This window comes from Marinimicrobium agarilyticum DSM 16975 (genome assembly GCF_000423345.1).
Taxonomy (GTDB): Bacteria; Pseudomonadota; Gammaproteobacteria; order Pseudomonadales; family Cellvibrionaceae; genus Marinimicrobium; species Marinimicrobium agarilyticum.
Genome location: NZ_AUHU01000014.1, coordinates 79,773 through 106,033, shown reverse-complemented (window position 1 = coordinate 106,033; position 26,261 = coordinate 79,773). Strand labels below are relative to the sequence as shown.

Below are 26,261 nucleotides of genomic sequence, written 5' to 3'. Positions count from 1 at the left end.
ACCCCGATTTCCCATGAGGCGCTTATGAGTCCCCCTTCCAAACGGCTTCTGCTGAACTGTGATATGGGCGAGAGCTTCGGTCCCTGGCGAATGGGGCGGGACGAAGAGGTGATGCCGCTGGTGGATATGGCGAACATTGCCTGTGGCTTTCACGCCTCCGATGCGGTCACTATGACGCGGACCCTGTTGCTGGCCAGGCAGGCCGGCGTCACTGTAGGGGCGCACCCCAGCTATCCCGACTTGGTGGGGTTTGGGCGACGAAGCATGCAGTGTACTCCGTTGGAAATCGTATCGATTGTGCAGTACCAGATGGGGGCGTTGGCGGGCCTGGCCCGGGCGCAAGGGTTGGCGCTCGGGTACGTGAAGCCTCACGGCGCGCTCTACAATGACATGATGAGGGATCACGACGTCTTGCGCGCGGTGCTGGAAGCCGTCGCCACGTTTGACGCGTCGTTGCCGTTAATGGTGTTGGCCCGCGCCGACAATGAGCGGGTGTCGGACATCGCGGAGGAGTTTGGAGTGAAGCTCCTATTCGAAGCGTTTGCCGACCGGGCCTACGGCGAGCAGGGGTTACTGGTGCCGCGGGAGCAGGAGGGCGCGGTCTATTCCGATCGGGCTCGCATTCTGGAGCAGTCCCTGCGTTTGGCGGAAGAGGGCACGCTGGTGACCCTCTCCGGAAGCCTGCTTGCGCTGGCCCCCGATACGCTCTGCGTCCACGGCGATAATGACGAGTCAGTGCGGGCCGTTCGTGCCATCCGCACCGCGTTAGACCGTTTATACGGAGCAGCGTGAAGGTGACGTCCTGGGTGGTGGAAACCCTGGGCCCGGATGCGGTGATGGTCCGTTTCGGTGAGGTGATCACGCCCGCGCTGGTGCCAATTATTCGTGCAGCGACAGACCTCTTACGCGAGACCTTGGGCGAAGGGGTGCGTGACCTGGTGCCTTCCTACACCACCTTGATGGTCAGCTTTGATCCGCTGGCGCACTCTGTGAATGAAATGACTGGCCGCGTTAACGCGCTGCTTCAGACCCTTGATGAACAGCAACTCGGTGACGCCGGCGAACAGATCGAGATTCCCGTTTGGTATGACCCTGTCGTGGGACCCGACCTGAAACGGGTGGCGCGCTATCATCAGCTGAGCGTTGACGAAGTCATTGCGCGACACTGCGTGGTTGACTACCACGTGTTTGCCATCGGGTTTGCCCCCGGCTTCGCCTACCTGGGAGAAACCCCCGAAGCACTTGCCACCCCGAGGTTGGATACGCCGCGCGCCAAGGTGCCGGTGGGTTCGGTGGCCTTGGCCGACCGCCAGACGGCGGTTTACCCCATCGCGACGCCGGGAGGTTGGAACCTGATCGGTCGCACGCCCATGACTATGTTTGATCGCTCGCGACCGCAGCTGTGTCCGGTAGCGACCGGCGATCGTGTCCGCTTCGTTCCCATTTCCCGTGCAGAATTTCTGGCTCGGGGCGGGCGCTTTGAGCAAGGAGATGTGGTGTGACCTCCGGCGGACTGAAGGTCATTAAACCCGGGCCGTTAACGCTGTTGCAGGACCTGGGGCGGTTTGGCTACCAGCACTTGGGACTTTCCCCCGGTGGGGCAGCGGATGAGCACGCCTTTCGGTGGGCCAATCGGCTTTTGGGGAACGACCCGAATGCGCCGGCGCTGGAGGTGACCTTGGGAGGGGTGTGTCTGTTGGTGGAGCGGCCGTTGCAAATTGCGTTGACCGGCGCGGATCAACAGGCGAACGTAAACGGCCGTCCCATCAATCCCTGGTGCACCCATACGCTGGCCGAGGGGGATCGGTTGCAGTTCGGTTTTTCAAACAGTGGTGTTCGAGCTTACCTGGCGGTACGGGGCGGGTTTGACGTGGCCCCCTGTTTTGGTTCGGTGGCCACCGTTACGCGTGAAAAAATGGGCGGGCTCGATGGCTCGGGCGCGCCGTTGAAAGAAGGTGATGTCCTGCCGTGCCCCGATACGCGGGCGGTTTTCGGGCGCACCGTGCCTTCGCGTTTTATCCCCGACTATCGTAAACCCGTGACCTTGCGCCTTATGATCAGTGAGCGGCGCGGTTGGTTCAGCGCTGCGGCGTTGGAGCGTCTGTATCGGACGGCTTATCGATTGTCATCGCGCAGTGACCGAATGGGTGCCCGGTTGGAAGGCGAAACGGTGGCCTCGCGCGTGAAAGGCATTGTCTCCGAACCGATTCCTTTCGGGGCGGTGCAGGTGCCGCCCGATGGGTTGCCCATTGTGCTGCTGAAGGATCGCCAGACCATCGGCGGTTATCCGAAAATTGGCACCGTGCATCCGTTGGACGCTTTCGCTCTGGCCCAGTGTCAGCCCGGGGGCACGGTTCGCTTTGCGCCGGCGACGCTGGAGGAATGCCAGCGAGAGTGAAGTGTCTTCCTGCGCTTTATGAACAGTGAGTGCGCCGGTTAGAAAAACAGTAAATCAATCACCACCAGGGCGATGGATGCCCACTCACCGATGTTCACGACTCTGAATGGCACCTCGTAGCGTCGCGCGAAGGTGTGATCCCTCTCCTGTGGCAAATCCTTGTAGCCTTTGTGGATCACGTATTTTTCCAGCGACTTGGGATGCAATAGCAGCGTCTTCGCCACGGCCGGTTTGCCCAGATCCTGCCAGAGGTCGGGATGATGACTGCGGCTGTTTTCGATAAAGCGCCAGTTGAGCAGCGCCTGAAAAATCAGAAATAGAAGCAATGGCCCCAAGGTCCACCAGGCAGACATAAGGCGTCCCCTTGTCTTTTTTGTGTGATGTTTTTCCTGGCAGTGTAACGGCTACAGGCCGCCATGCCCAGCAGGCGATGTAGCACGGCCGCGCCGTTGTCGTTACGAATGAGTTGGCGCAGGCCATTCGGAAGGAACGATAAAAGTTCGTTCGGTTTCGACCCAGATCGAATGCTCGGCATCAAACGCCATTGCCGCGAACAATCGAGGGCGGCCTTGTTCCGAGACGGCTTGCAGTGTCGCGAGGGTGTCAACGTGGCGCGGCGTCTCTTCCTGCACCCAGGGCCCCAACCAGTGAGGCTTGCGCAATGGCACCCAGTAACGGGTTTCGGATTCGGTCAGGGCGTGGTGGTACCGCCATTGACCACGCCAGTGGTCTGAAGGAACCCGGGTCGGTGCGGGCCAATGCCGGTGGTGGGGGTAGAACAGGTAGCCCGGCATAAACAGCCGGGTGATTTGGGGCGGCTCTATGCCGGCGCTCACCAGGGCGGCGCGGGTTTCCGGCCGCTCGGTCATGCGGCTTTGGTGCCCGAGCATATGGTCGGTTTTGATGTCCAGCCGGTCCTTGGCGTTGGGGCCGTACCAGAGTGGTTTTCCGGTCTCGGCGGAGGGGTGTCCGAGGTAGAATTTCACGGCGATTTCGTGGTGCTCGACGTGCCCCGTCTGCGGGTGACGAAGCACAAAGTCCAGCTCTCCCAGTGTTCTCCCGTCCCGCCGCACGGGGAGGTTTCGGCCCAGTAGCTCCCAGCCGAGTAAATCGGTCATCAGGCAGGCGTACAGTCGCTCGAAATATTGCCCCAGACGCGTTTCCGGCGGTTGAGTGAGCACCGCCGGGGCGGTTTCCGGTACCCGGTCCCACTGCTCCAGTCGGGTCAGAAGCTGGGGGCGGTCGGGAAACTGAATCGTCTGAGCGCTGGTGAGCAGGTTCGGAGCGCGAAGCATCCAGGCGAGGTGACGGATGGCGGGCGTTCGGAGCCGGGTCAGGTGATGAAAATCGGGTGAGGTCGTCATCGACTCAGTGTATCGCAAATGCGGCGTGCCCTTCCCTGTTGTTACCGGTCCCATCGCGTTATGATGAGTCGTGTTCAAAATACTGAACAATTGAGGTGAAAATTATGCCTAGAGCTGCAAAATACGATCGCAGAATCGCTCTGGATAAAGCGGTGGCGCTGTTTTGGGCTCGGGGCTACCACGCGACGTCGCTCAAGCAGTTGGAGCAGGCGCTGGATATGCGCCCCGGCAGCCTATACGCCGCCTTTGGCAGCAAGCAGTCGCTGTTTATGGAGGCGCTGGACGTTTACGCCGTTCAGATGGTGAACCAGCTGGAGTCCCACCTGGACAGCGCCCACTCTCCGCTGTTGGCGCTGCAGAGTTTTTTGCGAGAGTTGGTGCTCGGCGGGGCGGCGCAGGACGAAGCGCCTGCTCGCGCCTGTATGATCGTGAAAACGTTGATGGAGGTGACGGAGGAAGAAGAACCTCTGAGCATCAAGGTCAACGAGCTACTGGCGGATATGGAAGAGATTTTTGAAGACCTGTTGACCCGCTCGCGCCGGGAAGGGGAGCTGCGTGCGGATGTGGATTGCGCCCGACTCGCCCGGCTGGTGCAGGTGCAGGTTATGGGCCTGCGCTCGTACGCTCAGCGCCAGGTCACCTCGAAAGAGCTGGAACCCCTCCTGACCGATATCAACGGCTTGCTGGACACTTATCGCGTCCGTCATTGACGGGGTCTTTTCTGCTCCTGCGATGCTTCTGTCAAGGTTGGTGGGGTGACCATTTCGGGATTGAGGGTTTCGCCCAACTGCAGTAGCGCCTCGGCGAGTGCGCTGGGGGTGAGGTGTTCCCTGTTATCGAGCCACTGCTCAACCGGCCCCCAGCCCTGATTCCAACGCTGGGTTTTCTCTCCCGGCGCTAGCGAGGTTTTCAGAGGGGGCTCCCCGATGTTTGCGAGTTCACCCACGCCCTTGAGGGCGCTGGCGACGGGCTGGAGGGGCTGGCCGGCGAAGCGACTGTGGACCTGTTCCGAATCGGCCTCCGCTTCGAGGGCCGTGGGTAGCGTGTCTTGCAGTAGCGCACGCAACGCTTCTCGCAGCAAGGCGACGCGGCTGGCGGGATGGAGGTTACGGTAGGTGCGATACCAACGGTCCTCGGAGGCCAGCCACCGCTCGCGGGTGGCTGCCAGGTCGTCCTGCAGCAATTGACTGATCAGCCGCAGGAGTTCCCGTCGGCGGTTGTTGGGCAGTTGGCCTTCGGTTAGCTCGTCGGATAGCTGCTCATCGCGCGGTTCGATCTGGTGGGTATAGTCTTCCACCGGACGTTTGCCCTGTTCTCCCCAGAGCAGGAACTCCAGCGCATGGAGCCCGAGAACCACGTCCGAGTCGTCGGTCAGGCCATGCTGATCGCGGAGGGTGCGAGCGGTGATGGCGAGGGTGATGTCGTTCACGATGCCGCTGTAGGGGTAGCCGTCAATCGAGTCGAGGTAGCCAGGCTGTAGCGGATGGGCATCGATCGCGAAGCGCACGCGCCCAAGGTCACCGAACAGGCCCGGGTTGCTGTCGGCGAGCGCCAACAGCGGGTCCAGCCGGTGCCAGCCGTTATGGCATTCATGCCACCGGGCGCGAGCGCTCTCCAGTTGAGCCGGCTCCGGCGTGGCCAGGAATGTCTGTATTTGCTCATGCAGCGTCGCGCAGCGCCTCTGGGCTTCGCTCAACCAATCGCCCCCCTGTTGCCAGGCCGCGAGAGTGGATTCGGCAAGCCCGGGCGCGGGCTCACCCAGCGGAGCCGCCGGGGGGGCGGACGAGAGGCTGGCGCCGCTTTCCGGTTCACCGGAGTCACAGCCCCACAGGAATAGAACGCTGATGAGCAACAGGCGGGTACGAAGAAACACTGTGTTAGTCTCTCAAACTGATGATGGGCCACTGCCGCTCGCGCGCGGTCTGTGCCAGGCGGGGGTCCGGATCCACCGCGGTAGGGTGGCCGACGGCTTCGAGCAGGGGTAAGTCGTTGGCGGAGTCGCTGTAAAAGTGGCTGTGCTCCAGAGCGTGAGGGAACTGTTTCAGCCACTCTTTCAGGCGCGTGACCTTTCCACCCTGGAAGCAGGGGATGCCGGTGGGCCGCCCGGTGTAGCCGGTTTCGGTGCGCTCGGCTTCGCTCGCCAGCAAGTGGGGAATGCCCAGACGTTCGGCAATCGGACCGGTCACGACATTGTTGGTGGCGGTGACGATCAGCAACTGGTGGCCCAGATCGCGGTGCTTCTTTACCAGAGCCTGGGCCTTTTCAAGCATCAGGGGCTCGACCCAGTGGGCCATGAACTCCCGTTGTAGCTCGGCGATCTGTTCATCGCTCAGCCGCGCAAAGGGCGCCAGGGCGAACATCAGATATTCCTGAATGTCGAGCGTGCCGTCCTGGTAGGCGCGGTAGAAGTCGTCATTGCGGGCTTTGTAGACCTCGGGGTCCACCAGCGCCTTGTGTACCAGAAACTCGCCCCAACGATGGTCGCTGTCACCGGCGATCAGGGTATTATCCAGGTCAAAAATGGCCAGACTCACGGGGTACCTGCGGTTGGTAATTGAGTGATCGCCTAGGATAGCCGCTCGGCGGGCGGGGCTCAACTGCACTAATTGCTGATTCAGTTGGGTTTATGGAACAATAGGCTGATTAGCGACTTGCTGAAGCATCCATTGATAACGACCAAGGTTAAGGACTGGCAGAACCCCGTGATAGACGCCGAAGGTTTCCGCCCCAATGTGGGCATCGTTTTGACCAACGACCAGGGCCAGGTGCTCTGGGCTCGGCGCGTGGGGGGACAGGACGCCTGGCAGTTTCCCCAGGGCGGCATCCACGACGGCGAGTCCCCCGAGCAGGCGCTGTTTCGGGAACTGCAGGAGGAAGTCGGCCTGACCCGCGGTGATGTGGACGTCCTGGCCTGCACGCGGGGCTGGTTGCGCTACCGGTTGCCGAGCCGTCTGGTGCGCCATAACTCTCAGCCACTTTGTCTGGGCCAGAAACAGAAGTGGTTTCTGTTGCGCCTGACGTCCCCGGAAAGCCAGATATGCCTGGAAAATGGGGGGCGTGCCGAGTTTGATGACTGGAGTTGGGTCAGCTACTGGTACCCCCTTGGCAAGGTGGTGGCTTTTAAAAGAGAAGTCTATCGCCGGGCGCTGAAAGAACTGGCGCCCTTCCACAGTCACCTGGAGGCGGGCCGCGCTGGCGGCTCGCACCGCTCGGTCGGATAGTTATGCTGAATTCGCTGCGCTCCATTGTTCAGGAGGTCAATGCCGCCCGGGACCTGAAAACCGCTCTGGCGATTATTGTCTCCCGGGTGAAGACCGCCATGCACACCGAGGTGTGCTCGGTCTACCTGCGCGGGCCGGAGGGCGACTACGTCCTCATGGCCACCGAAGGCCTGAATGCTGACGCCGTGGGCCGAGTGCGGCTTAAAGCCGATGAAGGCCTGGTCGGGCGGGTCGTGACTCGCGAAGAACCGATTAATCTGGAGCAGGCCGAGACCCATCCCAATTACCAATACTTTCCCGAAACCGGGGAGGAACGCTATAGCTCATTTCTGGGTGTGCCCATTATCCATCACCGCAAAGTGCTGGGGGTGCTGGTGGTCCAGCAGGTGGAGCGGCGTCGGTTTGACGAGGGCGACGAAGCCTTCCTGGTGACCATGTCGGCCCAACTGGCCGGGGTGATCGCCCATGCCGAAGCCACAGGCGTCATGTTGGCGATCGGAGAGAAAGCAGCCCAGGCCAAGTTTGTCGGGGTTTCCGGTGCCACCGGCATTGCCATGGGGGAGGCGGTGGTCATTTCGCCCCCCGCCGATCTGCGCTCTGTGCCTTTCAAGGCCTGCACCGATGTGGAGGCCGAGCTCGCCTTTTTCCAGCGTTGCCTGGAAGCGGTTCGCGATGACATTAAAGGGTTGGGCGAGCAACTTAAAATGCGCCTCAACCGCGAGGAGCAGGCGTTGTTTGATGCCTACCTGGCGATGCTGAACGATGCTTCGTTGGGCAAGGAGGTCACCGAGCGGATTCGCCAGGGTACCGCCGCCCCTTCGGCCTGGGCGGATGTGATTCTTGAGCACGAACGCACCTTCAACAGCATGAACGATGCGTACCTGCGCGAGCGGGCGACGGACCTGCGCGACTTGGGTCGGCGAGTGCTTGCTTACCTGCAGGAGTCCAACCAGAAGTGCCGGATTTACCCGGACCAGACCATCCTGATCGGCGAGGAACTCACTGCCTCCATGCTGGGCGAGATTCCCAAGGACAAGCTTGCCGGTCTGGTCTCGGTGCAGGGGTCCAGTAACTCCCACGTCGCCATTCTGGCTCGGGCCATGGATATCCCCACGGTAATGGCTGCGGTGGATCTGCCCTATACCCAGATGGAAGGCAGGCGTGTCATCGTCGATGGGTATAAGGGGACGGTGTACAGCGACCCGGGCCCGGAGCTGCGCAAGCACTACAAAGCCATCTACCTCGAAGAGCAGGAGTTGGTAAAGGGCCTTGAGGCGCTCAAGGACCTGCCCTGCGAAACCACCGACCATTACCGCTTGCCGCTGTGGGTGAATACCGGCCTGATGACCGATGTGGTGCGCTCATTGGAGCGCGGCGCGGAAGGGGTTGGCCTGTACCGGACGGAAGTGCCTTTCTTGCTGCGGGACCGCTTCCCCAGTGAAGAAGAGCAGCGCACAATCTATCAGGAACAGTTGTCGGCGTTCGCCCCGCACACGGTGACGATGCGGACCCTGGATATCGGCGGGGACAAGGCGCTGCCTTACTTCCCGATTGAAGAGGCCAACCCGTTTCTGGGGTGGCGCGGGATCCGGGTGACCCTGGACCACCCGGAAATATTTCTGGCCCAGATTCGCGCGATGATCAAAGCCAGTGAAGGCCTGGATAACCTGCGAATCCTGCTGCCGATGATTACCAGTGTTCCTGAACTGGACGCGGCCAAGGTGCTGATTTACCGGGCCTTCAACGAGCTGCTCGAGGAGGGCCATTCGGTCAAATTGCCCCCTATCGGGGTGATGATTGAAGTGCCTTCGGCGGTGTATCAGGCGCGGGAGTTGTCAGCGCGGGTGGACTTCCTGTCCGTGGGTAGCAACGACCTCACGCAATATCTCCTTGCCGTCGACCGCAACAACGCTCGGGTGGCGGATGTGTACCAGGCCTTCCATCCCGCCGTGCTGCGGGCATTGCGCAGCGTGGTCGATGATGGTCACGCCGAAGGCGTCAGCGTGGGCATTTGTGGCGAGCTGGCCGGTGACCCGGGCGCGGCGATTTTACTGATGGCCATGGGCTACGATGTCCTGTCCATGAACGCGACCAACCTGCCCAAGGTGAAATCGGTCATTCGCAGTGTCAGCCTGGAGCAGGCCCGCTCACTACTGTCGGAAGTCATGGTGCTGCCGGATGCGGAACAAATCCGAGTGCGCGTGGACGAAACCCTGCGCGACCTTGGGGTGACCCGCTTGATCCGCCCCGCCACGACAGAGTAGCCCGCCCTCGGGCTGTGTTCCCGGGGCAACAATGGTAGTATTCCCCGGCTTCCGCCCATTGATTGCGAACCCCGAGACCTATGACCTATCCCGACATTGATCCCGTGGCCCTGAGTATCGGCCCTTTCGAATTTGGGGGCCAATCATACGGCCCGCTGGATATCCACTGGTACGGTCTGATGTACCTCCTTGGCATCGGTATCGCCTGGTTCCTGGCGCTGAGGCGGGCCGGTTTTTCTCACACCGTGGTGCAGCGCTCTCATGTGGAAAACCTGGTGACCTACGTCGCTTTCGGGGTCATCCTCGGTGGGCGTGTGGGTTATGTCTTCTTCTACCATTTTGACTACTGGCTGAGTGACCCCTTATGGCTGTTCCGGGTCTGGGAGGGCGGCATGTCTTTCCACGGCGGCCTGCTTGGCGTGATCGTGGCGCTGGCGCTGTTTTCCTGGCGGGCCCGGCTTTCGTTTCTGGCGCTCAATGATTTTGTCGCCCCGCTGGTGCCCATCGGTTTAGGCTTCGGTCGGCTGGGGAACTTTATTGGTCAGGAGCTTTGGGGGCGCCAGACCGATGTGCCTTGGGCCATGGTCTTCCCGAAGGACCCCGAAGGGCTGGCGCGCCACCCCTCCCAGCTCTACCAGGCCACCCTCGAAGGGCTGGTTCTGTTCACGGTACTGTACTGGTATTCTTCCAAACCCCGACCCCGGGGCTCCGTGGCCGGGCTGTTTCTGGTGCTCTACGCCTGCTTCCGCATATTCGCCGAGTTCTTCCGGCAACCGGACCAGCACATCCAGTTTGACCTGTTCGGCTGGGTGACTCGCGGGCAACTGCTCTCCCTGCCGATGCTGTTCCTCGGCATTGGCCTATTGGTGTGGAGCTGGCAACGCCAACGGCAACGGCCTTCAAGCGGGCAGTAACCGCCTTCGAACGCAATCGGAATACGACTTATGCAGCAGTATCTGGCGCTTATGCGCGACGTGGTGGATAACGGTCTGGACCGGGGCGATCGCACCGGCACGGGAACGCGCTCGGTATTTGGCCGTCAACTCCGCTTCGACCTGTCCCAGGGGTTCCCTCTGGTCACCACCAAAACCGTGCACCTGAAAAGCGTCATTGTGGAGTTGCTCTGGTTTCTCCAGGGGCGCACCGACGTGACCTGGCTCCAGGAGCGCGGCTGCAAGATCTGGAACGAATGGGCCACGGCCGACGGTGATCTGGGGCCGGTGTACGGCAAGCAGTGGCGCAGCTGGGCCTGCCCGGACGGGCGCACCATTGACCAGATCAGCGATGTGGTTGAGCAGATTCGACACAAGCCCAACTCCCGCCGCCTGATTGTCAGTGCCTGGAATCCAGCGGACCTGCCGGACGAGTCCGTCAGCCCCCAGGAGAATGCCGCCGAGGGGCGGATGGCGCTGGCGGCTTGCCACACCCTGTTTCAGTTTTATGTGGCCGAGGGGAAGCTGTCCTGTCAGTTGTATCAGCGCAGTGCCGATCTGTTTCTGGGGGTGCCGTTCAACATCGCCAGCTACGCCCTGCTGACCCACATGATCGCCCAGCAGTGCGACCTGGAGGTGGGCGACTTCGTACATACCTTTGGTGATTGCCATCTGTATCACAACCATCTGACCGACGATATCGTTTTTGAGCAGTTGGGCCGTGAACCGCGGGCGCTGCCGCGACTGGTGATAAAGCGCAGACCGCAGAGCCTGTTCGATTACGAATTGGACGACTTTCAGTTCGAGGGCTATGACCCCCACCCGAGAATCAAGGCGCCCATCGCGGTGTAGGGCTGCCGACGGCTGTATGGGAGATAAAACACCATGAAAGTGTCAATGATCGTGGCCGCTGCGCGTAACGGCGTGATCGGCCGCAACAATGAGCTGCCCTGGCATTTGCCGGAGGACCTGAAATATTTCAAGTCTGTCACCATGGGCAAGCCCGTGATCATGGGGCGTAAAACCCACGAGTCCATTGGTCGTCCCCTGCCGGGTCGGTTGAATGTGGTGATCAGCCGCCAGCCACGAGCCTCCGAGAACCCAGATCTACACTGGGTGGACAGTATTGAGGCGGCGCTGGCACTGGTTCGGCGGGAACAGCCCGACGTGGCGGAGGTCATAATCATGGGTGGAGAGGAAATATACCGCCAGAGCCTACCCTGGGCGGATCGTATTTATCTGACTCGCGTGGAGGCGGACGTTGAGGGCGATGCTTTCTTTCCCGCGCTGGACGACACTCATTGGAGCCTCTCCCGGGAGCGGGCTGGCGCCGAAACGGAGCCGTATTCCTATGTTTTTCAGGAATTTGAACGAGTGACAACTTGATGACAGCCAAATGGACTGCTCAATTTCTGAACAGTTGTTACCCTGGGCAGACAGTCGAGGTGACTTTTTGTTACCCAAATGGGTAGATTGGTAGCACTTCGGCAGCCGTTTCCCTAAAGCATTGAATGTGAACTCAGGGTCTTATTACAATGCGGCGTTCTTGGCTGCCTCCTAGAGGCTCTGCCTGCCTTTTGAGGCGAAGTGTGGATAACGTGTTGTGTGGCAGCTGCCTGTCGCAAACTCATCTGATGCAAGCACCCGAGTTGGGGGAAATATGAAAAAGCAGCGATTGAAAGCCGTGGCTCTGACCACCGCGCTTTCTGCCGGCGCGCTAATGGGTAGCGTTGCCGTTGCAGATGAAACCCTGGAGCAAATTATCCAGGTCGGTGAGGCCAAAACCGCAATGGCCCAGGAGTCCCAGCAGCGCATTGACCGCCTGGCGCAGGAAACTGATGACCTGTTGCAGCAGTTCAAAACTGTCAACAAGGAAATTGAGGGCTTGCGCACCTACAACCTTCAGCTTGAGCGGCAAATCGAAGCCCAGCAGCGCGTGCTGCGGGACTTGGATCAGTCTATCGAGCAAGTGACCGTTATCGAGCGTCAGATTCAGCCGCTGGTAATGGATATGCTTGACGCACTTGAGCAGTTTGTCGAACTGGACATGCCTTTCCATCTGGAAGAGCGGCGTGACCGCATCGAGATGCTGCGTGAAAACCAGGATCGTGCGGATATCTCCGTGGCGGAAAAATTCCGTCAGGTTCTGGAAGCCTATCGCATCGAGTCCGAGTACGGACGTACTCTCGATACCTACCGCGATACTTTGGAAGTGGACGGTCAGCCGCGCGAAGTGAACATTCTGCGCGTCGGTCGTATCTCTCTGATGTATCAGACCACCGACACCGAACAGCAAGGTGCCTGGGACAAAGAACAGGAAGCCTGGGTTCCACTGGATGATTCCTACCGCAACAATATCCTCAAGGGTTTGCGTATTGCCCGTGACCAGGCAAGTATGGACATCATGATGTTACCCGTTCAGGCTCCGGAGGCAGCACAATGAAGATGACGTTTTTGAAGGGCTCTCTGGTTGCCCTGGCAGCGGGTCTGCTGAGCACCAATGTCGCCCTGGCCCAAGACGCCGACAAGGCCGGTACGCTCAATGAGCTGCTGGAGATGGTTCGCGAGTCTCGTGTGAACGAAACTCAGGAACACCGCGAGCGCGAAGCGCGCTTCCGTCAGGAGCGCAATCAGCAGCAACAACTGCTGCAAGAGGCGCGCAACCTGCGCGATCAGGAAGAGAACCGTTCTGAAACCCTGGAAGCTACATACGACGAACAGGAACTGGAAGTAGATGCCAAGCGCTCCCAGTTGAATGAGCGTCTGGGTTCTCTGCGCGAACTGTTCGGTCACCTGACCTCTACTGCCGGTGACCTGCGTTCTACCATCGAGACCTCCATCATCAGCGCACAGTACCCCGATCGTGGTGAGTTTCTGGCCGGTTTGATTGATAAGATGAACAGCAACACTCGTCTGCCGAGCATCGAGGAAATCGAGCGTCTGTGGTACGAGCTGCAGCGTCAGATGGTCGAAAGTGGAAAAATCGTGACCTTTAATGATGAGGTCATTAAGCCCGACGGTGAGAAAGTAGAGCAGGAAGTGGTCCGTATCGGCTCCTACAACCTGGTCTCCGACGGTAAATACCTGGCTTTCATCCCCGATGGCGCCAAGATGGAAGAGCTGGCTCGTCAGCCCTCCGGCAACATTCAGGAGTCGGCCGCCAATCTGCAAGCCGCCGAGTCTGGCCTGGTGGCAGTCGGTATCGACCCGACCGGCCCAACCGGTGGCTCTCTGCTGACTGCGTTGATCGATAGCCCCACTTGGGGTGAGCGCTGGCACCAGGGTGGTGCGGTAGGCTACGTGATCACCGCCGTGGGTATTTTCGGCTTCCTGCTGGGTATCTGGCGCATCATCGTACTGACCTTGGTTAACGCCAAAGTAAGCTCTCAGCTGAAGTCCAGCACCCCGAGTGAGAACAACCCCTTGGGTCGCGTGTTGAAAGTGGCTGAAGACAACAAGGGCGTTGATCCGGAAACTCTGGAGCTGAAGCTTGAAGAAGCCGTTCTGAAAGAGCGTCCGAAGATTGAAAGTGGCCTGTCCCTGCTGAAGATCATCGCCGCGGTTGCGCCGTTGATGGGTCTGCTGGGTACCGTGGTTGGTATGATTCAGACCTTCCAGGCCATCACCATCTTCGGTGCGGGTGATCCCAAAAACATGGCCGGCGGTATCTCCTCGGCATTGATCACCACGGTATTGGGTCTGGTAGTAGCGATCCCGACGGTTCTGCTGCATACCCTCGTCAATGGCCGCGCCAAGCGTATCATCCACATCCTGGATGAGCAGACCACCGGTATTGTGGCCGAAAACGCTGAGCGCAAGTAGGAGATAAACCATGTTGGCAATAATGGAAGCGTTTGCAGCCATTAAAGCCTTTTTGGATCAAGGGGGCGGTGTGCTTGTGCTCATCGCCATCCTCACCTTCTTGATGTGGACCCTCATTTTCGAGCGGTTCTGGTACTTCAAGGGGGGTCTGAAAAGCGATGTCCAGGCGGCGCTGGATCAGTGGGAAAGCCGCAGTGAGCGCAAATCCTGGAATGCCCATCAAATCCGTGAAGCGATGATTTCTCGTGTATCCGAGAAGATCAACACCAACATGGATATGATCGCGACCATGGTGAGCCTGTGTCCGTTGCTGGGTCTTCTCGGCACGGTTACCGGGATGATCGAAGTGTTTAACGTGCTCGCAATGACCGGCGGCGGCGATGCCAAGCAGATGGCTGGCGGCGTGGCCAAAGCGACGATTCCAACCATGGCAGGCATGGTGGCAGCCCTTTCGGGTCTGTTCGCCAATACCTATCTGGAGCGGATCGCCGAGCGCGAAAATCACCTGTTTGCCGATCACCTGACGATGGATCACTAAGGCCGACACCCAGTTTTAACCGGTATTTAAGAGATATCCCATGAGCAGGAACAATCAGAAAGCCGAAGAAGAAGCCCAGGCCATTGACTTGACGCCCATGCTCGATGTGGTGTTCATCATGCTGATCTTCTTCATCGTGACTGCTACATTTATCAAAGAGACGGGGATTGAAGTTACTCGACCTGAAGCGACCATGGCCGAAGCCAGGGAAGAAGCCGCGATTCTGATTGGCGTTAATGAGAATAACGAGATCTGGATCGACAAGAAGCAGGTGGACAAGCGTGGTGTCCGGGCGCAGATCGAGCGTTTGCAGGCCGAAAACCCGAATGGGACAGTGGTTATCCAGGCGGATCAGGGAGCGGACATGGAATTTGTCATCTCCATTACTGAGTCTGCGCGCGAACTGGGCATTACCAACGTCGCTGTCTCCACTGAAGAGAACTAGGCTGCTATGAATTTTGCAAGAGTAGGTATTGCAGGGGCTCTGTCGATTGTTGTGACAGTTGCCCTGTTGTTTTTGATGCAATCTCTGATCAATTCCGAACTTGGTCAGGATGAGAAGCCCGAAGACCGCAAAATCGCCGATATTCGCATGCCGGATACGGAGATCGAGACGCAGTACGAAGCGGCCAAGCCCAACAAGCCGGAAGACCCAAACGAGCCTCCGCCGGATATTCCGGAGCCGGAGTTCGAGTCGCCGGATGTTGATACGGCGGCATTGAACATGGCAGCGCCGAATATGGGGCTGGACATGAACATGGGTACCGGCGGCAACTTCTCCGGCGATGGCGAGTACATGCCGATCGTTGCGGTTGCCCCTGAGTATCCGCGTCGTGCCGCGTCTCGGGGTATTGAAGGCTTTGTGACTGTGCAGTTTACCGTGACCACCAGCGGCGCCACTCGCGATGTTGTTGTCACCAACGCAGTGGATACCGATGGTAACGAAACTAGCATCTTCAATCGTGCGGCGATTCGTGCCGCGGAGCGTTTCAAGTTCCGTCCTCGCGTCGTCGATGGTGAGCCGGTGGAAGTCGCCGGTGTGAGCTATCGTTTCGTCTTCGAGCTGCAGGATGACTAGGTTGGGGGTTAAAACAGTGAATAAAGTGAAAGCAACGATCGCGGGTACTCTGAATCGCAGTCTGCTGGCTGCGGCTCTGATCACCGCGCCCGCCGTATCCACTGTTGTTGCCGACGCGTTCGCGCCGGATACGGCATGGACCTTCGGCACGGCAGCGGCTCAGGAGCTGATTCGGCCCGCGAGCAATCCGCCGGAACCCCGTCGGATTCCCGGTATCAGCCAGCGATTGAACGAAGAGCTGTCGGAAGTTCAGGCCTTTATCGATCCTGAAGAGGATTCTGGTCGGGAGCCCGATCTGGGCGAAGCGCTCAATCTTCTTCAGGAGATGGAGTCCAACATCAGCGAGTACAACGCGTACGAGCAGGCCCAGATCTACAACTTCATGGCGAATGTGCACTTCCAGCAAGACAATATGCAGAAGACCATTGAAGCCTTTGAAAAGGTTGTGGCGCGCTCCCCCCAGATCCCCACAGGCCTGGAAACAGGCACCTGGCAGATATTGGGTAAGCTGCATATGCAGGAGGAGGACTTTGCGGCGGCTCTGGATGCGTTCGAGAACTGGACCAATCTGGTGACCAGCATCAATGCGGATCAGTACTACACCTTCTCGCTGCTGTTTTATCAGATGGGACAGGAAGATCGGGCCCTGGCGCATGTGAATAAAGCCGTCAGCATGACCGAAGCCGAGGGGGAAGTTCCCGAGGAAAACTGGTTTGCCATGCAGCGTCTGCTGTACTTCGAAAAGGAAGACTACCAGTCTACCGCCGAGGTGCTGGAGAAGATGGTTCGGCATTATCCGAAGGTCTCCACTTGGCGTCAGCTGTCCGACATGTACAGCCTGCTGGAGCGCTTTGACGATCGCCTGCATACCTTGGAAGTGGTTTACCTGCTCGGTGGCTTGGATAAAGAGAACATTCTGGTCTCCATGGCTTCCATGTATCTGGACCGGGAGGTGCCTTACGAGGCCGCTCAGGTTCTGGATAAAGGCATTTACGAAGACGAGATTATTGAGCCCACCGCTCGTAACCTTGAGCTTCTGGCCAATGCCTGGAGTCTTGCTCAGGAAACCGAAAAGTCCATGGTGGAGATGGAAAAAGCGGCACAGAAGTCTGAAGAAGGCGATCTGTTCGCTCGACTGTCGGCCATCTACATGCTGAACGATCGCTACGAGCAATCCGTCGAGGCGGCACAGGAAGCACTGGACAAGGGCGTTGACCGTCCCGACCAGGTTTATCTGAGAATGGGCACCGCCTACGTGAACTTGGAGCAGTACGAGGACGCGATTGAAGTCTTGAAGGAAGCGGCCAAAGATAAGCGCAGTGAAGAGGCGGCCAAGCAGTGGATCAAATACGCTGAGGGTGAAAAAGCCCGTGAAGAGGAAGCGCGCCGTCAGGAAGAGGCGTACCAGAAGCGCAAGAAGAAATGGGAAGAGGAAGACGGATTGGTGTTACCGGGCTCTGCCTAACCACCACTTCCACGCTTTCACAAAAAAGCCGGCATACAAGCCGGCTTTTTTGTGCTTGGCTGTTTTGTTGCGGGAAGCGTCCCAGCTTCCGTCGCATTTTCAATCGAGCTGACTCAAGTCCCTAACGGCCCCTTTGTCGGCGCTGGTGGCCAATTTGGCATATGCTTTGAGTGCGGTGCTGACCCGGCGAGGCCTTGGCGCTTTTGGTTTCCAGGCGTTTTCCCCCAGCGCTTCCATGGCGCTTCGACGCTCGCTCAGTTCAGCGTCGGTCAGTTTCACATTGATGGAACGGTTGGGGATATCGATTCGGATCATATCTCCGTTCTGGACCAGGCCAATAGCGCCTCCGGCGGCCGCTTCGGGCGAGGCGTGTCCAATGGACAGGCCGGAGGTGCCACCGGAAAAGCGGCCATCGGTGAGCAGTGCACAGGCTTTTCCAAGCCCTTTGGACTTCAGGTAACTGGTGGGGTAAAGCATCTCCTGCATTCCAGGTCCGCCACGGGGGCCTTCGTAACGCACAATAACGACTTCTCCGGCTTTCACGACCCCGTTGAGAATGGCGTCGACCGCTTCGTCCTGGCTTTCCACTACGCGCGCTGGGCCCTCAAACACCCAACAGCTTTCGTCCACCCCGGAGGTTTTCACCACACAGCCATCCAGCGCGATATTGCCTTTCAGTACCGCGAGCCCGCCCTCGCGGGTGTAGGCGTGCTCCAGCGAGCGGATGCAGCCCTTGGTGCGGTCGTCATCAACGCTGGGCCAGCGAGTGGCCTGACTGAACGCCTGCTGAGTGGGGATACCGGCCGGGCCGGCTTTGAAAAATGTGCGCACGTCTTCGGAATCGGTGGTGACCAGGTCCCAGTGATCGAGTGCCTTCTGGAAGGTGTCGCTATGAACCGTGGGCAGGTCGCTGTGAAAAAGTCCCGCCCGGTTCAGTTCCGCCAGAATACTCATCACGCCACCAGCGCGGTGCACGTCTTCGATATGATACTGCTGGGTATTGGGTGCGACCTTGCACAGCTGTGGGATCTGGCGCGACAGGCGGTCGATATCAAACATGCTGAAATCGATCTCCCCTTCCTGCGCTGCGGCCAACAAGTGCAAAATGGTGTTGGTGGAGCCTCCCATGGCGATATCCAGCGCCATGGCGTTTTCAAAGGCTTTGAAGTTGGCGATGGCGCGGGGCAGCACCCGCTCGTCGTCCTGTTCGTAGTGGCGCTTGGTAATGTCCACGATTCGCCGAGCCGCTTCCAGAAACAGTTCTTTCCGGTCGGCGTGTGTTGCCAGCATGGTTCCATTGCCCGGCAAAGACAGACCCAAGGCTTCGGTCAGACAGTTCATGGAGTTGGCGGTAAACATGCCGGAGCAGGAACCGCAGGTGGGGCAGGCTGAACGTTCGTATTCGGCCACGGTCTCGTCGTCCACCGAGTCGTCGGCGGCAATGACCATGGCATCGATCAGATCCAGGTTGTGTTCGGCGAGTTTGGTTTTGCCCGCTTCCATGGGGCCGCCGGAAACAAACACGACGGGAATGTTCAGGCGCATGGCGGCCATCAGCATACCCGGAGTGATTTTATCGCAATTGGAGATGCACACTAGGGCATCGGCGCAATGGGCGTTGACCATGTATTCGACGGAGTCGGCAATAATATCGCGCGAGGGCAGGCTGTAGAGCATGCCGTCGTGGCCCATGGCGATGCCATCGTCCACGGCGATGGTGTTGAATTCTTTGGCGACGCCGCCGGCTTTCTCGATTTCCCGCGCGACCAGCTGGCCCATGTCTTTGAGGTGGACATGGCCGGGGACGAATTGGGTAAAGGAGTTGGCGACGGCGATGATGGGTTTGTGAAAGTCTTCGTCTTTCATCCCGGTGGCGCGCCACAGGGCGCGGGCCCCGGCCATGTTCCGGCCGGCGGTGGTGGTTTTGGAGCGATAAACGGGCATGGTCGTTCTCTATTTGGCGACGTTCGAAAAGCCGCCAATAATAGCAGAAAACCCTGTTGGGAGCGTTTTGTCTGGGCTGGTATGTTGCGTCACGCCCGGCCCGCTGCGGTGTATGCCCTTTCAAGACACGCCGTAAATACATCCCTGTAGGCTCGAATCGCGTGTCCCGCGCTCCACGGTCTTGAAAGGGCATACACCGCAGCGGTCCTCAGTGCCGAGGCTTAACATTGGGCGGGTCGGACGTATCGGACCGTAAAGCGCGTCCGCTGATGAGGAGTGTAGGGTTGGTAAGGCCGTAGGCCGCCACCTACCGAAATGACTTGCAAGGCGGGTCCCTTCACCTGATTTTGGCAGGTGCGCCTTCGGCTTACCGTGCCCTACGCGAGACCTGAAAAAGGGTGCTATTGGCAAGGAGGTTCGAGGTGGGGTATACCGTTTCAAGACCGTGGAGCGGGGGACCCGCGATTCGAGCCCCCAGGGATGGGTTTACGGCGTGTCTTGAAACGGTATACCCCACCTCGGACCGGACTTGACGCTACTCCAACACATAAAACACTAAAGGTTCTTTATGAAAATCTTGGAATTGCGCTGATAGTTGTACAGCCGCTGCTTCGACACCGGTAAATCACTGATCTGAGCCTGAACAAACCCCTGCTCAATAAACCAATGCGCGGTCTGAGTGGTCAGCAGGAACAGCTGTTTGACCCCTTGCTGTCGCGCGATCTTTTCCATTTGACCCATCAATGTCGCAGCCCGTCCGCCTTTGCGGTAATCCGGATGCGTGACCACGCACGCCAGCTCCGCCGTTTCCTCAAACGGATAAAGCGCCGCACAGGCGATAATGGTCCCGTCCTTTTCCAGTACATGGAAACGACCAATCTCAGTCTCCAACAGCTCGCGTGAACGACGCACCAGAATGCCCTCATTCTCCAGCGGCGCAATCAACTCGAGAATGCCACCGACATCATCGATGGTGGCCCGGCGCAGCTGCTCGTAGCTGTCCGAGTGGACCATGGTGCCCAGGCCGTCGCGGGTAAACAGCTCGCTCAGCAGGGCGCCGTCGGTGGCGTAACTGACCAGTTGGGCGCGCGGGACGCCCTGCAGGCAGGACAGGTAACAGGCGTTGAGGGACTGACTCACGTCACGGCCGATGCGCTCGCCTTCGTTTTGGAGGAAGTCGCGGCACTCTTGCAGCGCGAGCTGTCGAATCAGTTCGCCCGCATCGTCTCGGACCCCGTCAGGTTCGATAAAAGCCAACATCTTGTCGGCTTTCAGCGCCGTGGCCACGTGCGTGGCGATGTCGCTGTAGGAGAGATTGAATGCCTCTCCCGTGGTGGAGTACCCCAGCGGTGACAGCAGGGCAATGGCCCCGGAGTCCAGCACGGCGCTCAGTGAGCGAGTATTGACCCGGCGGACTTTACCGGTGTGCTGAAGGTCGACGCCATCCAGCACGCCGTGGGGCATGGCGACGACGAAATTGCCGCTGATGACCTGCATGCGCGAGCCGTGCATGGGGGAGTTGGGTACGCCGGTGGAGAGCGCCGCCTCCATTTGAATGCGGGCCTGGCCAATGGCCTGGGTCACTTTTTCCAGGTTGCCAGCGTCGGTGACCCGGAGGTTGCGGTGAAACTGACTTTCTATGCCGGCTTCATTCAGACGGGCGTCGATCTGCGGGCGTGCGCCGTGAACCACAACAAGTCGCACGCCCAGACTGCTGAGCAGAGCGATGTCGTAAATGATGTTGCCGTAGTTGGCATGCACCAGGGCCTCTCCGGGCAACATCAACACAAAGGTCTTGCCCCGGTGGGCATTGATGTAGGGCGAGGAGTGCCTGAACCATTTAACGTAGTCGTGGGTCGAGCCGCTCAAATGTTTATCCTTTCGAATCCGGGTTGATACACAGTTGCTCAATCAGCCCGCACAGTATATCCACCGAGGGGGCCAACTGCCCAATATCGATGAATTCGTCGGGCTGGTGGGCCTGGTTGATGGAGCCGGGGCCGAGTACCAGCGTCTGCATGCCGAGAGACTGCAGGAAGGGTGCCTCGGTAGCGAACGCCACCGCTTCGGCGCTCTGGCCGGTCAAGCGTTCACAGGTGCGAACCAGTTCGGAAGTTTCTGGTTCCTCGAAAGGCTCGACGCCCGCAAAGAGCTCCGAGAGCACGATATCGGTGCCACTGCGCTCGGCGATGGGGCGCAGGCGGAGGTCGATGGCGCGACGCAGCTCGTCGTTATCCATGCCCGGGAGGGCCCGCAGGTCAAAATGCAGCTCGCATTCGGCGCAAATCCGGTTGGGGTTATCGCCGCCGTGAATACAGCCCAGGTTCATTGTTGGCAGATCGACCGCAAACCCGGGGTGGCGATAGCGCGCTTGCAGCTCCCCCCGGAACGTCAGCAGCTCGCTCATCACCGAGTGCATCGCCTCCAGCGCGTTGTGCCCCAGTGCCGGGTTGGACGAGTGACCGCTCGAGCCGCGTACCCGGATCGATTCCATCATGATGCCCTTGTGCATGCGCACCGGGCGCAGTTCGGTGGGTTCGCCGATCACGGCGTAGCGCCCCCTTGGGTGACCTTGATCGGCGAGCGCCCGGGCACCGCTCATGCTGCTCTCTTCGTCGGCGGTGGCGAGGACGATAAGTGGTTCTTTCAGGGGACGATCGGAAAGCGCATCAATGGCGGCCAAGACGGCCGGAAAAAAGCCCTTCATATCGGTGGCGCCGAGACCATAGAGCTTGCCATCGCGCTCGGCCAGCTCGAAAGGGTCGCTCTGCCAGCGATTGTCATCGTAGGGCACTGTATCGCTGTGTCCGGACAGAACCAGTCCGCCGGAGCCGGAGCCCTTGGTCGCAATCAGATTGAATTTGTTGGGTTTGTCGGGAACCGGAAGGATCTCGGCGCTGAATCCGCGCTCCTCCAGCCAGGTGGCAAGCAGGTCCAGTACTGGCTTATTGCCCATGTCCCAGTTGGGGTCCGCGCAGCTGACGGATGGTTGGGCCACCAACTGGCTGAGTTGGTCCCGATAGCGTTTGAGATCAAAAGTCATACACGGCCAAATTCAGAAGAAGTGTATAGGCAGTGTAATACAGAGCGCGAAGGTGAGGTAGGGCGTATCGACCCGGCGCCCCACAGGGCGCCGAGCTATCTGCCGTGACTCAGAGGTCGTGAGGGAACCTACCCAAACACGCCTTTGAAAAAGAAGAAGAACAGAATCGCCAGGCCGGCCCCGGCGGGCAAGGTAATAATCCAGGACATGAAAATGGTGCCGATGACCCGTAGGTTCAGCGCGCCGATACCGCGTGCGAGACCCACGCCGAGAACCGCGCCGACCAGCGTCTGAGTGGTGGATACCGGCAGGCCGGTTCCGGAAGCCAGCACCACGGTGCCGGCCGCACCCAGCTCGGCGGCGAAGCCGCGGCTCGGAGTCAGCTCGGTAATCTTCTTCCCGATGGTGGCGATCACTTTCCAGCCGTAGGTGGCCAGACCGACCACGATGCCCGCAGCGCCAATCAGCAGCACCCATCCCGGCACCACCGCTTCGGCCGTGACCGACTGGGTGTTGACTACGCTCACGATCGCCGCCAGCGGGCCGACAGCGTTGGCCACGTCGTTGGAGCCGTGGGCAAAGGCCATGGCGCAGGCAGTGAAAATCATCAGAATGCCAAATACTCGCTCGACGCTTGAAAAACGGTGCACGGAGTCTGCTTCGCTATCGCGCTTTACGTTGCGCATCATGACGATACCGAGGATGGCGACGAGGATCCCAACGACTGCCGATAGCAGAGCGCTTTCAAAAAAGTTGGGTTGGAAGGCCGATTCTTTCAGGACATATTTCAGCCCCTTGAGTAGCGTGACCATGGCGATCAGAAAGCCTACCGCAAACATGTACAGAGGGATATAGCGCTTGGCATTGCTGAAGGGGTCTTCGGTGTTAAGGATCAGTTTCTGCACCGAGCGGAATAGCCAAAACGAGATGGTGCCCGCGAGAACCGGCGAGACCACCCAACTGGCGATGATGGCGCCGACTTTGTCCCAGGAAACCGCGTCGACAGAGATGCCCACTGCTGCGAAGCCGACAATGGCGCCCACGATCGAGTGGGTGGTGGACACCGGCCAACCGAGGATGCTCGCGATCAGTAGCCAGGTCCCGGCCGCCAGCAGAGCGGAGAGCATCCCGAAGACCAGCAAGTCTGGGTTCTCCGCCATGATTCCTGAGTCCACAATGCCTTTTCGGATCGTGGAGGTGACTTCGCCACCGGCCAAGTAGGCGCCCAGAAATTCGAACACCATGGCCACGAGGATGGCCTGCTTGATTGTCAGGGCCCGGGAGCCCACCGAGGTGCCCATGGCGTTGGCAACATCATTGGCGCCAACGCCCCAGGCCATAAACAGGCCAAAGATACAGGCGAGGATTAACAGAGTCTGGCCGTATTCAGCGATCACGGTCATGAGCTTACCCCAATCTTATTGTGAATTAACGCGCGAGCAGCAGTTCGAGACGGCCGCCGACGTCCTGGGCGCGGTTGGCGAGATCACCGATCCAATCGATGACCTTGTAGAGAAACATCACATCCACCGGGGGCATGTCGGCCTCCAGGCTGAACAATGTTGCTCGCATTTCCACTTCCAGCTTGTCGGTGGTGCGTTCAAGCGCATCCAGTTCCTGGATCATGTTTTCGACAATGCCCAGCTCCCGGCCGCTAAAGCCGGTTTCCAGAAGCTCGTCCAGTTCGTTGATGGCGGTCAGTGCCTGTTCGGCGGCTTTGACCGCCGCGCCGACGTACTCAAGGGTCATTTGCTGCATGCTGGCCGGAATGGTCATCTTACGGCCCAGCATAATGCCGGCAATGTCTTTGGCCCGGTTGGCAATCCGGTCCTGCATGCTCAGCAGTTCCAGCAGATCGGTACGGGGAACGGGGAGGAACAGACTCTTGGGCAGGTGGAGGCGAAGTTGCTTTTTCAGGGCGTCGGCTTCGTGCTCGAGGTCGGTAATGCGCTTCTGGACGGTTTCCACCTGTTCCCAGTCGTCGGCAATCACCGATTCGAAGAAGCGCTGCAGCTCGCCCGTGGCCCGGATCGCCACCGCCATATGCTCTTGCATGGGCTTGATGGGCGAGCGTCCAAACAGATTGGAGAAAGGGTTGTTGATAGCCATAATGGAATGTCCCCCTTGCGAAAGTGCGGGCAGTATAAAAACTTATCCAGTATAGGTCACCCTCGAATTTGACATTTTTATGACGGATTCCCTGGAAATTGACCTCAGATTCGTGTTTCAGCCCAGGGCTGGCGGGCCCCCCGGTGTTGTCCCCCGGCCAGACAGGCTACAATCGACCGATATCGCTTACAGAACGGGAACTCGTCATGTCCGCAACCGCTATTGCCCAGCACAGCCTCGATTTGCGCCGCCTGGTCGACGACCTGGTCAGTGACGAGCGCCTGGGCCAAGAGGACGCCAACTCGGTGTTGGGCACCGCGCGCACCCGCGAGCAGGCCATGATGCACCCGCTGGCCTACATCGCCAGCCTGGGGCTGGAGGATCGGGCCCGGCCCGGCAAGGTGCTCGATGGCGATGTGTTGACCGCCTGGCTGGCCGAGAAAGCCGAGCTGCCGGTCTTCCACATTGATCCGCTCAAGATTGATGTCCCCAAGGTAACGGACGTCATGTCTTACGCCTTCGCCAAGCGCCATGGCATTCTCTGCGTGGATGTGACACCGGAGCACGTGGTGGTCGCCTGTACCCAGCCCTTTATCACCGGCTGGGAGCCGCAGTTGGAGCATGTGGCGCGCCGCAGCGTGAAACGGGTGTTCGCCAATCCGGCGGATATCGACCGACATATGGTGGAGTTCTATACCCTGGCGCGCTCGGTCAACCGGGCCAGTGGCGGTCCGGGGGCGAGTGGTGTCGGGAACTTCGAGCAGTTGGTGGACCTGGGCAGCTTCAGCGAGGACCCGGAAGCCAATGATCAGCATGTGGTCAAAATTGTCGACTGGCTGCTGCAGTACGCCTACGACCAGCGCGCCAGCGACATTCACATCGAGCCCCGGCGCGAGGTGGGGCGGGTACGCTTTCGCATCGACGGGGTGCTGCATCCGGTGTACGAGTTGCCCGCCAATGTGGCCAACGCCGTGACCAGCCGCTTCAAGGTGCTGGCACGGATGAATATTGCAGAGAAGCGCAAGCCTCAGGATGGCCGCATCAAGACCCGGCGCAACGACGACAGTGAAGTGGAGCTGCGCCTGTCGACCCTGCCCACGGCCTTTGGCGAAAAGATGGTGTTGCGGATTTTCGACCCGGATGTGCTGCTGCGCAGTTTCGCGGACCTGGGGTTGGTGGGGGATGACTACCAACGCTGGCGAGCGATGCTGGGACGGCCCAACGGGATTGTGCTGGTAACCGGCCCCACGGGCTCGGGTAAGACCACCACGCTGTATTCCTCCTTGCGCCAGATCGCCACGGAGGAGGTGAACGTCAGCACCATTGAGGATCCGATCGAGATGGTGGAGGAGCACTTCAATCAGACCCAGGTGCATCACAAAATCGGCCTGGATTTCGCGGCGGGCATCCGCACGCTGATGCGTCAGGACCCGGACATCATTATGGTGGGCGAAATCCGGGATCTGGAAACGGCGCAGATGGCGGTGCAGGCGGCGCTGACCGGGCACCTGGTGCTTTCGACGGTGCATACGAACGATGCGCCGGCGACGGTGGCGCGGTTGCTGGATCTGGGCATTCCGCCTTATTTGATCAATGCGACCTTGCTCGGGGTGATGGCGCAGCGGTTGGTGCGGACCTTGTGTCCGCATTGTAAGGAGGAGGGGCAGATCAGTTCGGAGGATTGGCAGCAGTTGGTGATGCCGTGGAAGGTGTCGGTGCCGCAGAAGGTGTACCGTCCGGTGGGTTGTCTGGAGTGCCGGAATACGGGGTATTTGGGGCGTCAGGGGTTGTATGAGATTCTGTTGTTGTCGGAGTCGGTGAAGGATCGGATCGGGCCGGATACGAGTCTGGGGGAGTTGCGCAAGCAGGCGATGCGCGAGGGGATGCGTACGCTGCGTCTGTCGGGCGCCCAGAAGGTCGCCGCTGGTTTGACCACGGTGGAAGAGGTCATGCGCGTCGCGCCACCGCCCGAAAAAGAACGCTAGCGATTTGGTGGGTGTTGGTAGCTACCGGTCGGGGCGGGGCATACCGTTTTAAACCCCGCCGTGAATACATCCCTGTAGGCTTCTCATCGGCATCCATG

The 26,261-nt window shown here is 59.6% G+C and carries 25 protein-coding genes; 16 read left to right on the top strand and 9 right to left on the bottom strand.

The genetic code is table 11. The features are described 5' to 3' along the window. Window positions 1-24 precede the first annotated feature (24 nt). The 3 genes from G547_RS0114065 to G547_RS0114055 are packed head-to-tail and all read left to right on the top strand — an operon-like array spanning window position 25 to window position 2,398. On the top strand, window positions 25-792 hold the full coding sequence (locus G547_RS0114065; RefSeq protein WP_027330410.1) for a 5-oxoprolinase subunit PxpA: 768 nt from the start codon (window positions 25-27) through the stop codon (window positions 790-792). Further along, a complete protein-coding gene (gene pxpB / locus G547_RS0114060) occupies window positions 789-1,502 on the top strand; it encodes a 5-oxoprolinase subunit PxpB (protein WP_211224564.1) in 714 nt (237 codons plus the stop codon). Before G547_RS0114065 ends, pxpB begins: the two co-directional genes overlap by 4 nt. Continuing rightward, on the top strand, window positions 1,499-2,398 hold the full coding sequence (locus G547_RS0114055; RefSeq protein ID WP_027330408.1) for a 5-oxoprolinase subunit C family protein: 900 nt from the start codon (window positions 1,499-1,501) through the stop codon (window positions 2,396-2,398). Before pxpB ends, G547_RS0114055 begins: the two co-directional genes overlap by 4 nt. Before the next feature lie 38 nt (window positions 2,399-2,436). Here G547_RS0114055 and G547_RS0114050 read toward each other — a convergent pair whose 3' ends face one another. Together G547_RS0114050 and G547_RS0114045 are read right to left on the bottom strand one after the other, a co-directional pair. Further along, entirely contained in the window at window positions 2,437-2,751 is a 315-nt protein-coding gene (locus tag G547_RS0114050) for a hypothetical protein (RefSeq protein ID WP_027330407.1), read from the bottom strand. A gap of 102 nt (window positions 2,752-2,853) precedes the next feature. After that, entirely contained in the window at window positions 2,854-3,762 is a 909-nt protein-coding gene (locus tag G547_RS0114045) for a DUF1853 family protein (RefSeq protein ID WP_027330406.1), read from the bottom strand. Window positions 3,763-3,866: 104 nt separating this feature from the next. Between G547_RS0114045 and G547_RS0114040 the strand changes: the two genes are divergently transcribed. Beyond that, window positions 3,867-4,472 carry a TetR/AcrR family transcriptional regulator gene (locus G547_RS0114040; RefSeq protein WP_027330405.1) on the top strand — a complete coding sequence of 202 codons (606 nt, stop codon included), beginning with the start codon at window positions 3,867-3,869 and terminating at the stop codon, window positions 4,470-4,472. On the opposite strand, the gene G547_RS0114035 is transcribed toward G547_RS0114040, so the two are convergent. Together G547_RS0114035 and G547_RS0114030 are read right to left on the bottom strand one after the other, a co-directional pair. Further along, window positions 4,466-5,635, bottom strand: a complete 1,170-nt coding sequence (locus tag G547_RS0114035) for an imelysin family protein (protein WP_027330404.1) — start codon at window positions 5,633-5,635, stop codon at window positions 4,466-4,468. The genes G547_RS0114040 and G547_RS0114035 overlap by 7 nt on opposite strands. A 4-nt stretch (window positions 5,636-5,639) precedes the next feature. Next, window positions 5,640-6,296 carry a histidinol-phosphatase gene (locus G547_RS0114030; protein ID WP_027330403.1) on the bottom strand — a complete coding sequence of 219 codons (657 nt, stop codon included), beginning with the start codon at window positions 6,294-6,296 and terminating at the stop codon, window positions 5,640-5,642. Between the two features lie 168 nt (window positions 6,297-6,464). On the opposite strand from G547_RS0114030, the gene G547_RS0114025 reads away from it, so the two are divergent. The 11 genes from G547_RS0114025 to G547_RS21555 all read left to right on the top strand — a co-directional run bounded on the left by G547_RS0114025 (window position 6,465) and on the right by G547_RS21555 (window position 17,082). Continuing rightward, complete coding sequence (locus G547_RS0114025) at window positions 6,465-6,983, top strand: RNA pyrophosphohydrolase (RefSeq protein WP_027330402.1); 519 nt, start codon at window positions 6,465-6,467, stop codon at window positions 6,981-6,983. A gap of 2 nt (window positions 6,984-6,985) precedes the next feature. Continuing rightward, complete coding sequence (gene ptsP, locus G547_RS0114020; RefSeq protein WP_027330401.1) at window positions 6,986-9,247, top strand: phosphoenolpyruvate--protein phosphotransferase; 2,262 nt, start codon at window positions 6,986-6,988, stop codon at window positions 9,245-9,247. An 80-nt stretch (window positions 9,248-9,327) separates the two neighbouring features. Then, window positions 9,328-10,161 carry a prolipoprotein diacylglyceryl transferase gene (gene lgt / locus G547_RS0114015; protein WP_027330400.1) on the top strand — a complete coding sequence of 278 codons (834 nt, stop codon included), beginning with the start codon at window positions 9,328-9,330 and terminating at the stop codon, window positions 10,159-10,161. A gap of 30 nt (window positions 10,162-10,191) precedes the next feature. Then, window positions 10,192-11,031, top strand: a complete 840-nt coding sequence (locus G547_RS0114010) for a thymidylate synthase (protein ID WP_027330399.1) — start codon at window positions 10,192-10,194, stop codon at window positions 11,029-11,031. A 33-nt stretch (window positions 11,032-11,064) separates the two neighbouring features. Then, window positions 11,065-11,565, top strand: a complete 501-nt coding sequence (locus G547_RS0114005) for a dihydrofolate reductase (protein WP_027330398.1) — start codon at window positions 11,065-11,067, stop codon at window positions 11,563-11,565. A gap of 274 nt (window positions 11,566-11,839) precedes the next feature. After that, window positions 11,840-12,622 carry a DUF3450 domain-containing protein gene (locus tag G547_RS0114000; RefSeq protein WP_027330397.1) on the top strand — a complete coding sequence of 261 codons (783 nt, stop codon included), beginning with the start codon at window positions 11,840-11,842 and terminating at the stop codon, window positions 12,620-12,622. Beyond that, entirely contained in the window at window positions 12,619-14,001 is a 1,383-nt protein-coding gene (locus G547_RS0113995; RefSeq protein ID WP_027330396.1) for a MotA/TolQ/ExbB proton channel family protein, read from the top strand. Before G547_RS0114000 ends, G547_RS0113995 begins: the two co-directional genes overlap by 4 nt. A 10-nt stretch (window positions 14,002-14,011) precedes the next feature. Beyond that, entirely contained in the window at window positions 14,012-14,539 is a 528-nt protein-coding gene (locus G547_RS0113990; protein WP_027330395.1) for a MotA/TolQ/ExbB proton channel family protein, read from the top strand. Window positions 14,540-14,579: 40 nt separating this feature from the next. Further along, complete coding sequence (locus G547_RS0113985; protein ID WP_027330394.1) at window positions 14,580-14,984, top strand: ExbD/TolR family protein; 405 nt, start codon at window positions 14,580-14,582, stop codon at window positions 14,982-14,984. Between the two features lie 6 nt (window positions 14,985-14,990). Beyond that, complete coding sequence (locus G547_RS0113980) at window positions 14,991-15,617, top strand: energy transducer TonB (RefSeq protein WP_027330393.1); 627 nt, start codon at window positions 14,991-14,993, stop codon at window positions 15,615-15,617. Window positions 15,618-15,642: 25 nt separating this feature from the next. Next, window positions 15,643-17,082 carry a tetratricopeptide repeat protein gene (locus tag G547_RS21555; RefSeq protein WP_169449455.1) on the top strand — a complete coding sequence of 480 codons (1,440 nt, stop codon included), beginning with the start codon at window positions 15,643-15,645 and terminating at the stop codon, window positions 17,080-17,082. 99 nt (window positions 17,083-17,181) lie between these two features. Here the strand turns inward: G547_RS21555 and ilvD are convergent, their stop codons facing one another. The 5 genes from ilvD to G547_RS0113950 form a co-directional block, all read right to left on the bottom strand. After that, window positions 17,182-19,026: a dihydroxy-acid dehydratase gene (gene ilvD, locus G547_RS0113970; RefSeq protein WP_027330392.1), complete on the bottom strand. Its 1,845-nt coding sequence runs from the start codon at window positions 19,024-19,026 to the stop codon at window positions 17,182-17,184. A 555-nt stretch (window positions 19,027-19,581) separates the two neighbouring features. After that, entirely contained in the window at window positions 19,582-20,895 is a 1,314-nt protein-coding gene (gene argA / locus G547_RS0113965; RefSeq protein WP_027330391.1) for an amino-acid N-acetyltransferase, read from the bottom strand. A gap of 4 nt (window positions 20,896-20,899) precedes the next feature. Next, entirely contained in the window at window positions 20,900-22,069 is a 1,170-nt protein-coding gene (gene argE / locus G547_RS0113960; RefSeq protein WP_027330390.1) for an acetylornithine deacetylase, read from the bottom strand. Window positions 22,070-22,197: 128 nt separating this feature from the next. Next, complete coding sequence (locus tag G547_RS0113955; protein ID WP_027330389.1) at window positions 22,198-23,472, bottom strand: inorganic phosphate transporter; 1,275 nt, start codon at window positions 23,470-23,472, stop codon at window positions 22,198-22,200. A gap of 25 nt (window positions 23,473-23,497) precedes the next feature. After that, window positions 23,498-24,178, bottom strand: a complete 681-nt coding sequence (locus G547_RS0113950; protein WP_027330388.1) for a TIGR00153 family protein — start codon at window positions 24,176-24,178, stop codon at window positions 23,498-23,500. A 206-nt stretch (window positions 24,179-24,384) separates the two neighbouring features. Between G547_RS0113950 and tfpB the strand changes: the two genes are divergently transcribed. Further along, a complete protein-coding gene (gene tfpB / locus G547_RS0113945) occupies window positions 24,385-26,163 on the top strand; it encodes a type IV pilus assembly ATPase TfpB (protein ID WP_027330387.1) in 1,779 nt (592 codons plus the stop codon). Window positions 26,164-26,261 lie beyond the last annotated feature (98 nt).

Coding starts and splice junctions, on each gene's coding strand:
- G547_RS0114065 (WP_027330410.1), top strand. CDS start 25: ATGAGTCCCCCTTCCAAACGGCTTCTGCTGAACTGTGATATGGGCGAG.
- G547_RS0114050 (WP_027330407.1), bottom strand. CDS start 2,751: ATGTCTGCCTGGTGGACCTTGGGGCCATTGCTTCTATTTCTGATTTTT.
- G547_RS0114045 (WP_027330406.1), bottom strand. CDS start 3,762: ATGACGACCTCACCCGATTTTCATCACCTGACCCGGCTCCGAACGCCC.
- G547_RS0114040 (WP_027330405.1), top strand. CDS start 3,867: ATGCCTAGAGCTGCAAAATACGATCGCAGAATCGCTCTGGATAAAGCG.
- ptsP (WP_027330401.1), top strand. CDS start 6,986: ATGCTGAATTCGCTGCGCTCCATTGTTCAGGAGGTCAATGCCGCCCGG.
- lgt (WP_027330400.1), top strand. CDS start 9,328: ATGACCTATCCCGACATTGATCCCGTGGCCCTGAGTATCGGCCCTTTC.
- G547_RS0114010 (WP_027330399.1), top strand. CDS start 10,192: ATGCAGCAGTATCTGGCGCTTATGCGCGACGTGGTGGATAACGGTCTG.
- G547_RS0114005 (WP_027330398.1), top strand. CDS start 11,065: ATGAAAGTGTCAATGATCGTGGCCGCTGCGCGTAACGGCGTGATCGGC.
- G547_RS0114000 (WP_027330397.1), top strand. CDS start 11,840: ATGAAAAAGCAGCGATTGAAAGCCGTGGCTCTGACCACCGCGCTTTCT.
- G547_RS0113995 (WP_027330396.1), top strand. CDS start 12,619: ATGAAGATGACGTTTTTGAAGGGCTCTCTGGTTGCCCTGGCAGCGGGT.
- G547_RS0113990 (WP_027330395.1), top strand. CDS start 14,012: ATGTTGGCAATAATGGAAGCGTTTGCAGCCATTAAAGCCTTTTTGGAT.
- G547_RS0113985 (WP_027330394.1), top strand. CDS start 14,580: ATGAGCAGGAACAATCAGAAAGCCGAAGAAGAAGCCCAGGCCATTGAC.
- G547_RS0113980 (WP_027330393.1), top strand. CDS start 14,991: ATGAATTTTGCAAGAGTAGGTATTGCAGGGGCTCTGTCGATTGTTGTG.
- ilvD (WP_027330392.1), bottom strand. CDS start 19,026: ATGCCCGTTTATCGCTCCAAAACCACCACCGCCGGCCGGAACATGGCC.
- argE (WP_027330390.1), bottom strand. CDS start 22,069: ATGACTTTTGATCTCAAACGCTATCGGGACCAACTCAGCCAGTTGGTG.
- G547_RS0113955 (WP_027330389.1), bottom strand. CDS start 23,472: ATGACCGTGATCGCTGAATACGGCCAGACTCTGTTAATCCTCGCCTGT.
- G547_RS0113950 (WP_027330388.1), bottom strand. CDS start 24,178: ATGGCTATCAACAACCCTTTCTCCAATCTGTTTGGACGCTCGCCCATC.
- tfpB (WP_027330387.1), top strand. CDS start 24,385: ATGTCCGCAACCGCTATTGCCCAGCACAGCCTCGATTTGCGCCGCCTG.